The organism is Inquilinus limosus MP06 (assembly GCF_000767795.1).
Lineage (GTDB): Bacteria > Pseudomonadota > Alphaproteobacteria > DSM-16000 > Inquilinaceae > Inquilinus > Inquilinus limosus_E.
Map to the genome: position 1 here is coordinate 1 of NZ_JANX01000225.1, position 9140 is coordinate 9140.

Annotated in this window: 10 protein-coding genes; 4 read left to right on the forward strand and 6 right to left on the reverse strand. The window is 68.1% G+C overall.

The genetic code is table 11. The annotated features are described in order from the left end of the window. The 6 genes from P409_RS17680 to P409_RS17705 all read right to left on the reverse strand — a co-directional run. Positions 1-740: L,D-transpeptidase family protein (locus P409_RS17680; protein WP_034840373.1), on the reverse strand; the 740-nt coding region annotated here is incomplete at its 3' end. Positions 741-942: 202 nt separating this feature from the next. Continuing rightward, the gene (groL, locus tag P409_RS17685) at positions 943-2595 is read right to left on the reverse strand and encodes a chaperonin GroEL (RefSeq protein WP_034840376.1); all 1653 of its coding nucleotides are present in this window, start codon (positions 2593-2595) and stop codon (positions 943-945) included. A 48-nt stretch (positions 2596-2643) separates the two neighbouring features. Then, positions 2644-2955: a co-chaperone GroES gene (gene groES, locus P409_RS17690; protein WP_034840379.1), complete on the reverse strand. Its 312-nt coding sequence runs from the start codon at positions 2953-2955 to the stop codon at positions 2644-2646. Positions 2956-3094: 139 nt separating this feature from the next. Then, on the reverse strand, positions 3095-4375 hold the full coding sequence (locus tag P409_RS17695) for a TRAP transporter large permease (protein ID WP_034840382.1): 1281 nt from the start codon (positions 4373-4375) through the stop codon (positions 3095-3097). Further along, a complete protein-coding gene (locus P409_RS17700) occupies positions 4375-4899 on the reverse strand; it encodes a TRAP transporter small permease (RefSeq protein ID WP_034840385.1) in 525 nt (174 codons plus the stop codon). The genes P409_RS17695 and P409_RS17700 overlap by 1 nt, the downstream gene beginning before the upstream one ends. Before the next feature lie 66 nt (positions 4900-4965). Further along, positions 4966-5934: a TRAP transporter substrate-binding protein gene (locus P409_RS17705; protein WP_034840388.1), complete on the reverse strand. Its 969-nt coding sequence runs from the start codon at positions 5932-5934 to the stop codon at positions 4966-4968. Positions 5935-6044: 110 nt separating this feature from the next. Between P409_RS17705 and P409_RS17710 the strand changes: the two genes are divergently transcribed. From P409_RS17710 to P409_RS17725, 4 genes are all read left to right on the forward strand, one after another. Beyond that, a complete protein-coding gene (locus P409_RS17710; RefSeq protein ID WP_034840391.1) occupies positions 6045-6725 on the forward strand; it encodes a GntR family transcriptional regulator in 681 nt (226 codons plus the stop codon). Between the two features lie 152 nt (positions 6726-6877). After that, positions 6878-7141, forward strand: a complete 264-nt coding sequence (locus P409_RS17715; RefSeq protein ID WP_034840394.1) for an usg protein — start codon at positions 6878-6880, stop codon at positions 7139-7141. 358 nt (positions 7142-7499) lie between these two features. Beyond that, positions 7500-8666 carry a pyridoxal phosphate-dependent aminotransferase gene (locus P409_RS17720; protein WP_034840398.1) on the forward strand — a complete coding sequence of 389 codons (1167 nt, stop codon included), beginning with the start codon at positions 7500-7502 and terminating at the stop codon, positions 8664-8666. Positions 8667-8693: 27 nt separating this feature from the next. Then, the coding region (locus P409_RS17725; RefSeq protein ID WP_034840402.1) for a hypothetical protein at positions 8694-9140 on the forward strand (447 nt) is incomplete at its 3' end.

Below are 9140 nucleotides of genomic sequence, written 5' to 3' on the forward strand. Positions count from 1 at the left end.
TGGCGTAGACGTCCGGATACGTTCACCGGCTGGCCGAACTGGTCCGGGAAACGGGTGTAGTAGCCGATATAGACCGGGATCTCCTCCGCCAGCCGCTCGGTGTACATGCGGCCGGTGCGGATCCGCTGGTCGATCTCGTCGACGCTGACGCCGTCGGCCCAGGCCGCCAGCTCCCGCACCTGCTGCACGCGGACGCAGCCATGGCTCAGCGCCCGCTTCTCGCGGCCGAAATAGCTCTTCTGCGGCGTGTCGTGCAGATAGATCGCCTGGTCGTTGTCGAGCTCGAGCTTCAGCCGGCCGAGCGGGCTGCGCGGCCCGGACGGGATGTAGACGCTGGCCTCGTTGCGGACGATCGACGGCGTCGGCGTCCAGTCCGGGTTGTACTTGATGGCGTACATGTTCGACAGCAGTTCGGGCGTCGATGTCCCCGCGGCGCCGACCACCACCTTGCTGCGGATCACCGGGGCGCCGTCCTGGAAGGCGATCAGCTCATAGGACGGGATGTTGACCAGGATGAACTTGCCACGGGCCGGAATGGCGACGTTGACTCCGGCGTCGCGCATCGCCTGGACGAAGGGGGACGGGGGCGGCGGCGCCGGCTGCTCCGGCGCCGGCAGGCTGGCGGTCTGCTGCGTCCCCGCCGGCACGCAGGCGGCGAGCACCAGGATCGAGGCGAACGCCAAGGCGGCGCGGGCAATCGGCCCGCGAGGGTTGGGCACACTCTTGTGGCTGGCGGTCATCTCGAACTTCCCTTCCGTCTCCGACGGCCGGGCGGTCGTGCCCGGAGCCGTTGCAGATCATTTAGTTGCCGGTACTCGGCCCGGCAATCGAAAGACTGCACTGGCCCCACGAGTCCTTGCATCGCCGGTCGATATGGCAAAAAAGGGGCGCCCCGAAGAGCGCCCCTCCACAATTCGACTTTGGAACAATCCGATCGTGAGATCAGAAGTCCATGTCGCCCATGCCACCCATGCCGCCCATGCCGCCGGCCGGGGCCGCAGCGGCAGCCTTCTTCTCGACATGCTCGGCGACCATCGCCTCGGTGGTGATCAGCAGGCTGGCCACCGACGATGCGTTCTGCAGGGCCGCGCGGACGACCTTGGTCGGGTCGATGACGCCGGCCTTGATCAGGTCGCCATACTCGCTGGTCTGGGCGTTGTAGCCCCAGTTCTTGTCGTTCTTGTCCTGCAGCTTGCCGACAACGATCGAGGCGTCGCCGCCCGCGTTGGTGACGATCTGACGGACCGGGGCCTGCAGGGCGCGACGGATGATGTCGATGCCGACACGCTCGTCGTCGTTGTCCGGCTTGACCTTGTCCAGCGCCTTCGAGGCATACAGCAGGGCGGTGCCGCCGCCCGGGACCACGCCTTCCTCGACCGCGGCGCGGGTCGCGTGCATCGCGTCGTCAACGCGATCCTTGCGCTCCTTCACCTCGACCTCGGTGGCGCCGCCGACGCGGATCACCGCGACGCCGCCCGCCAGCTTGGCCAGACGCTCCTGCAGCTTCTCGCGGTCGTAGTCCGAGGAGGTCTCCTCGATCTGCGCGCGGATCTGGTTGCAGCGGCCCTCGATCTCCTTCTTGGCGCCGGCGCCGTCGACGATCGTGGTCTCTTCCTTGGCGATCAGGACCTTCTTGGCCCGGCCCAGCATGTCGAGCGTGACGCTCTCGAGCTTGATGCCGAGATCCTCGGAGATCACCTGGCCGCCGGTCAGGATGGCCATGTCCTCGAGCATCGCCTTGCGGCGATCGCCGAAGCCCGGGGCCTTGACCGCCGCGACCTTCAGGCCGCCGCGCAGCTTGTTGACCACGAGGGTGGCCAGGGCCTCGCCCTCGACGTCCTCGGCGATGATCAGCAGCGGCTTGCCCGACTGCACGACCGCCTCGAGCACCGGCAGCATGGCCTGCAGGTTCGACAGCTTCTTCTCATGCAGGAGGATGTACGGAGCCTCGAGGTCCGCAACCATCTTCTCGGCATTGGTGATGAAGTACGGCGACAGGTAGCCGCGGTCGAACTGCATGCCCTCGACGACTTCGAGCTCGGTGTCGAGGCTCTTGGCCTCCTCCACCGTGATCACGCCCTCGTTGCCGACCTTCTCCATGGCCTTGGCGATCATCTCACCGATGTCGCGCTCGCCATTGGCGGAGATGGTGCCGACCTGAGCGACCTCGGCGTTGGTCTTGATGACCTTCGACCGGGTCTTGAGGTCAGCGACGACGGCCTCGACGGCCTTGTCGATGCCGCGCTTCAGGTCCATCGGGTTCAGGCCGGCGGCCACCGCCTTGACGCCCTCGCGGACGATCGACTGGGCCAGAACGGTCGCGGTGGTGGTGCCGTCACCGGCCAGGTCGTTGGTCTTCGACGCGACCTCGCGCACCATCTGCGCGCCCATGTTCTCGAACTTGTCGGCGAGCTCGATCTCCTTGGCGACGGTGACGCCGTCCTTGGTGATCCGCGGCGCGCCGAACGACTTGTCGATCACGACGTTGCGGCCCTTCGGGCCCAGGGTGACCTTGACCGCATCGGCCAGGATGTCGACGCCGCGCAGCATGCGGGAGCGGGCGTCGAGCGAGAACTTAACGTCCTTCGCAGCCATCTCTTGATTCCTTGTCTAACGGGATTCCGGTGAAGGCGACGGGGCGGATCAGGCCGCCTTGGCCGACTTCTTCACGGTGATGATGCCGAGGATGTCGCTCTCCTTCATGATCAGGAGATCCTGACCGTCGAGCTTGACCTCGGTGCCGGACCACTTGCCGAACAGGATGCGGTCGCCGGCCTTGACGTCCAGCGGCTGCAGCTTGCCGGCCTCGTCGCGGATGCCCGCGCCGACCGAGATCACCTCGCCCTCCTGGGGCTTCTCCTTGGCGGTGTCCGGGATGATGATCCCGCCGGCGGTCTTCTCGTTCTGCTCGATGCGGCGCACCAGCACACGGTCGTGCAGGGGACGGAATTGCATCGTTCGCTCTCCCACTCTCTCTGTTTAGAGATCTGCGTTACGGGCCTACCCGGCCGTCGTTAGCACTCTCGGCCGGCGAGTGCTACGCATTTAAGGGGAGCGGGAAAACCGGTCAAGAGCCGCGCGAAGATTCTCTTTCCTAGCGGAAGGCCGCGGGTAGCCACAGCGACAGGGCGGGGATGTAGGTCACGGCCAGCAGCACCGCGATCGAGGCGCCGAAGAAGGGCCAGATCGTGCGCATCGCCTCGCGGATCGTGATCCTGCCGACGGCGCAGCTGACGAACAGCACCGACCCCACCGGCGGCGTGTTCAGGCCGATCCCGGCGTTCAGAATCAAGATCACGCCGAAATGCACCGGGTCGATGCCGAAGGCCTTCACCACCGGCAGCAGCACCGGGGTGCAGATGATGATCATCGGCGCCATGTCCATGAAGGTGCCGAGAATCAGCAGCGCGACATTGATCAGCAGCAGCACCGTCAGCGGGTCGCTGGAGATGGCGTTGATCGCGTGCACGGTCGCGGTCTGCACCTGCAGCAGCGCCATCAGCCAGCCGAAGGCGCCGGCGGTGCCGATCACCAGCAGCACCATGGCGGTGGTGCGCACCGCGCCCTGCACCGCCTCGACGAAACCGCGCCAGTCGAGCTCGCGATAGACCAGCAGCGCCACCAGGAAGGCGTAGATCACCGCGATGCAGGAGCTTTCGGTGGCGGTGAAGACGCCGGAGCGGACGCCGCCGAAGATGATGCCGATCAGCAGGATGCCCGGCGCCGCCAGCACCAGGTAGCGGCCGACGGCGCGCAGCCCCGGGAACGGATCGGCGGGATAGCCGCGCCGTCGGGCCACGACATAGGCGGCGACCATCAGGGCGGCGGCCAGCAGGATGCCGGGGATGATGCCGGCAGTGAACAGGTCGGCGATCGAGACGTTTCCGCCCGCCGCGATCGAATAGAGGATCATATTGTTCGACGGCGGGATCATCAGCGCGATGATCGCCGAATTGGCGGTGACGTTGACGGCATAGTCCCGCGCATATCCCCGCGCGGCCATCTGCGGGATCATCAGCCCGCCGATCGCCGAGGCGTCGGCGACGGCCGAACCGGAGATACCGCCGAACAGGGTCGAGGCGACGACGTTGACCTGGCCCAGCCCCCCGCGCATGTGGCCGACCAGACTGGCGGCGAAGCGGATCAGCCGCACCGCGATGCCGCCACGGATCATCAGGTCGCCGGCGAAGATGAAGAACGGGATCGCCATCATGGCGAAGGCGTTCATGCCGGAGTTGATCTGCTGGAACACCACCACCGGCGGCAGGCCCATATACAGCACCGTGGCCAACGAGGAGATGCCGAGGCAGAAGGCGATCGGCATGCCCATGAACATCAGCAGCGTGAAGCCGCCGAACAGGATCCACAGCTCCATTACGCCAGCTCCTGCACGCCTTCGACCGCCGCCTCGTGCTCGACGCCGGCCATCTGTTCGAACAACCGCTCGGCGGCGAACAGCGCGATCAGCGCGCCGCCGATGATCAGGGGGATGAAGTCGAAGCCGCCCGGCAGGTCCAGCACCGGGATGGTCGCGGTCCAGGTGCCGACCGCGAGCTCGACCGAGTACCAGACCATGGCGATGCCGAAGCCGAGGATCAGCAGCAGGTTCACCGCCTCCAGCACCCGGTTCAGCCCCGCCGGAAGCACCTGCTGCAGCAGGTCGAGCCCGAGATGGAAGCTCTCGCGCACGCCGACCGCGGCGCCGAGCAGGATGAACCAGCCCATCAGCTGCAGCGTCAGGGGCTCGGCCCAGCTCGGCGAGTCGTTCAGGATATAGCGGGCGAAGACCTGCCAGCCCACGGTGACGGTCATCGCCAGCATGCCGAAGCCGGCCAGCCACAGGGCCCCGGTGGACAGGACGCCGAGGGTGCGGCGCGTCAGGGTCAGGACGGAGGCCATTCCGGCCGATCTCCCATAAGAAAGGGCCGGCCCCGCCAAGGACGGGACCGGCCGGGTGTCACGGCGTCACTGCACCGCGCGGATGCGCTCGACCAGCGACTTCATCTCGGGGCTGGTGACGAACTTGTCGTAGACCGGCCCCATCGCGGCGATGAAGGCCGCCTTGTCGACGGTGATGATCTCGGCGCCTGCGGCCCGCACCTTCTCCTCCGACGCCTTCTCGCGGGCGGTCCACAGCTCGCGCATCTTGACCACCGAGTCCTTGGCCGCCTGGCGCAGCGTCGCCTGGTCGTCGGGCGACAGCCTGTCCCAGGAGATCTTGGAGATCACCAGCACCTCGGGCGCCAGCGAGTGCTCGGTCAGCGAGAGGTGCTTCGCCACCTCGAAATGGCGCGAGGATTCGTAGGAGGGCCAGTTGTTCTCGGCGCCGTCGACAACGCCGGTCTCCAGCGCCGAATAGACCTCGCCGAAGGCCATCGGCGTCGGATTGGCGCCAAGGGCCTGCATCATCGCGATCCACAGATCGGATTGCTGGACCCGGAGCTTGAGCCCCTTCATGTCCTCGATCGAATGGATCGCCGTCTTGGTGGTGTAGAAGGACCGCGCGCCGGAATCATAGAACGCCAGCCCGACCAGGCCGTGCGGCTCGAACGCCTTCAGGATCTCGTCGCCGATCGGGCCGTCCAGCACCCTGTGCATGTGGTCGACCGAGCGGAACAGGAAGGGCAGGCCCAGCACCTGCGTCTCCGGCACCAGGTTGTTGAACGGGGCCGTGTTCACCCGGTTCATGTCGATCACGCCGAACCGGGTCTGCTCGATCGTGTCCTTCTCGGCGCCGAGCTGGGCGTTGTTGAACACCTGGATCTTGATCCGGCCGCCGGTGCGCTGGTCCATCAGATCGCCGAGATACTTGACCGCCTCGACCGTCGGATAGCCGTCGGGATGAATGTCGGCCGACCGCAGCGTCTGCGCCGCCGCCGGAAGGGCGGCCAGCGCCAGCGCCGCCCCCAGGACCAATGCCGCAATGGATTTCACGAACGCCTCCCCTGTGGCGGCCTGGTATGATCAGGTCCGCGTCTGGTATGGTAAGAGGAAGCCTAGTATGGTACTTGACCTGACGCAATATCCCTTGCGAGCCTGAGCGCATGGCGCCCCTCGACCTCCTCGACCAGACCACCAGCATCGCCCGGCTGATCGAGCTGGAGATCCGCAAGGCCATCGTCACGCTGGCGATGAAGCCCGGCGCGCCGCTGTCGGAGCAGGAGATCGCCGTCCGCTACGGCGTGTCGCGGCAGCCGGTGCGCGAGGCGTTCATCGCCCTCGCCCGCTCCGGCCTGGTCGAGGTGCTGCCGCGGCGCGGCACCTTCGTGGTCAAGATCTCGGTCGAGCGGATGCTCGAGGCACGCTTCGTCCGCGAATCGCTGGAGAGCGCTGTGGTGCGGCGGGCCTGCGAGCGGTTCGACGCCCGGGTGCGCACCCGCATCGACTTCCATCTCGAGGCGCAGGAACTGGCGGCCGCGGCCGGCGAGCATTACGAGTTCCAGCGCGCCGACGAGGCCTTCCACGCCGCGATCGCCGAAGGCGCCGGCTGCCCGTCGGCCTGGACCGTGATCGAGGACCTGAAGGCGCATATGGACCGCGTCTGCCACCTGACGCTGCCCTCGGCCTCGTCCCTTCCCGGGCTGATCGAGCAGCACCGCCTGATCCTGGCGGCGATCGACCGGCGCGACCCGGACGGCGCCGAGGCGGCGCTGCGGGCCCATCTGTCGGAGATCCTGCGGGCCCTTCCGACGGTGCAGCGCGACCACCGCGACCTGTTTGCCTGAGCGGGCGCAGCCGGTCTGGCAGCACTCCTGCCGGACTGCTGCTAAGATATTGATTTTCTTACATATACCCTTGTGCGAACCGGAAATCCACATCACATTTCCTTCATAGACCGGGCACTGAAGCCGGCCATGCGCGAAGGGATGGCGAAGGAATGACCGATCTGGAACGTCAGCTGCAGGGCTACCGCCTGACCACGGCGGAGATCCTGTACCATCTGCCCGACCATCCGGACCTGCTGCAGAGCTTCGTCTGGCAGAAGCTGGACCTGGCGCCGCGCTATCCGGAGCTGCACCGGTTCCTGGATTTCTGGAGCCACAACATCGAAGGCCGGCTGCATTCGGTGCGGCTCGCCTCCACCGGCCTGATCAAGCCGAGCGAACTGCGGAACTGCGCCGCCGAATTCAGCCTGCACTGAGAGCTGGGTCGAGAAGCAGGCCGGCGGCGGGGCCATAATACCCCGCCGCCGCCCGTGACCCGGAGGGGGGATCCGGTCACGGGGTCCTGCATCGCACGGCTGCGGCGGGGAGGGATCCGCCGGAACCGCCGAGGCCCGCCGCTGACGGGCGACCGAAGCCGCTCACGAACCAGCGCCGTTGGGGCCTCAGGCTTCCTAACGGCGTGCGCCTCGATCGGTTCCATGGAAATCGACCTGCCGCTCCCTCGCCGCCCGCTTGCATCGCGCGACGCCCATGCGCGGGCCGCGCATGACGCCCGCCGCCCCGTCTTGCTACCCTCCGCCGCACAGACGGGGAGAGGTCAGCGTGGACGGACATATGGCGGCGGGTCTTCTGGGCGGCATCCGGCCCGACATCGCGCGGCTGCCGGAGAGCGGCATCGTCGAGGTGGTCAATGCCGGGCGCGGCAAGCCCGACCTGATCCCGCTGTGGGTCGGCGAGGGTGACCAGCCGACGCCGGCCTTCATCGGCGAGGCGGCGAACCGGGCCCTGGCCGAGGGTCAGACCTTCTACACCTGGCAGCGCGGTATCCCGCCGCTGCGTGAGGCCCTGGCCGGCTATGTCGGCCGGGTCGCCGGCGCCGCCGTGTCCGCGGGCCGGATCTATGTGACCGTCGGCGGCATGCAGGCGATCATGATGACCATGCAGGCCCTGGTCTCGGCCGGCGACGAGGTGGTCATGCCGGTCCCGGTCTGGCCGAACATCTTCAGCGCCGTCGAGATCGCCGGCGGCCGCACCGTGCCGGTGCCCATCGGGGTCGAGAACGGCCGCTGGCGGCTGGACCTGGATCGGCTGTTCGCCGCCTGCGGCCCGCGCACCCGCGCCCTGTTCCTGAACAGCCCGGGCAACCCGACCGGCTGGACCCTGACCGCCGAGGAGCAGAAGGCGATCCTGGAGTTCTGCCGCGCCCGCGGCATCTGGATCGTCGCCGACGAGGTCTATGCCCGCTTCGTCTATGACCGGCCGACGGCGCCGTCCTTCCTGGCGATCGCCGCGCCGGAGGACCGGCTGGTGGTGGTCAACACCTTCTCCAAGAACTGGGCGATGACCGGTTGGCGCATCGGCTGGGTGGTGGCGTCGGAGGAGCTGGGGCAGGTGTATGAGAACCTGCAGCAGTTCAACACCTCGGGCGTGCCGACCTTCCTGCAGCACGGCGCGGTCGCCGCCATCGAACAAGGAGAGCCTTTCATCCAGAGCCAGGTGAACCGCTGCCGCGCCGCGCGCGACCTGGTGATCGGCCGGCTGTCCGAATCGCCGCGGGTCCGGCTGACCCGCCCGGACGGCGCCTTCTATCTGTTCTTCCGGGTCGAGGGCGAGCCGGACAGCCGAGCCCTGGCGCTGCGCCTGCTGCACGAGGCCAATGTCGGCCTGGCCCCCGGCTCGGCCTTCGGGCCCGGCGGCGAGGGCCATCTGCGGCTGTGCTTCGCCGGGTCGGTCGAGCGGCTGCAGACCGCGATGGACCGCCTGCTCCCCGCCCTGTCGTGACCCGCCGGCCATGATCGGGGGCCGGCGGTGAACCGGGCGCTGCTGCAGCGCCTGGTCCCCAATACCCTCGCCGCGGCGACCGAGGGCCGGCAGCGCGCCGATATCGGCCCCTTCGCGCTGTTCGTCTCCGACGCCAGCGACGATCCGATCCAGAGCTTCGCCGTGCCGGTCACCCCGGCGGCGGACTGGCGCCCGGCGGTGGCCGAGCTGCAGCAGGCCTTCGACGCCGCCGGCCGGCGCTTCCGCATCGAGTTCTTCCGCGAGCTGCACCCGGCCCTGTCCCCGACGCTCTACGCCATGGGCTATGAGCGCGAGATGGAAGCGCCGCTGATGCTGCTGCACCGCGACACCTGGCGCCCCGACCGCGAAGCCGACGCCAGTGGGCCGGCCCGGCTGCTGGTGCCGGACGACGAGGCGGCGATCGACGCACTGATGCTGGTCCAGCGCGAGGCCTTCGACCAGCCGCTGGACGAT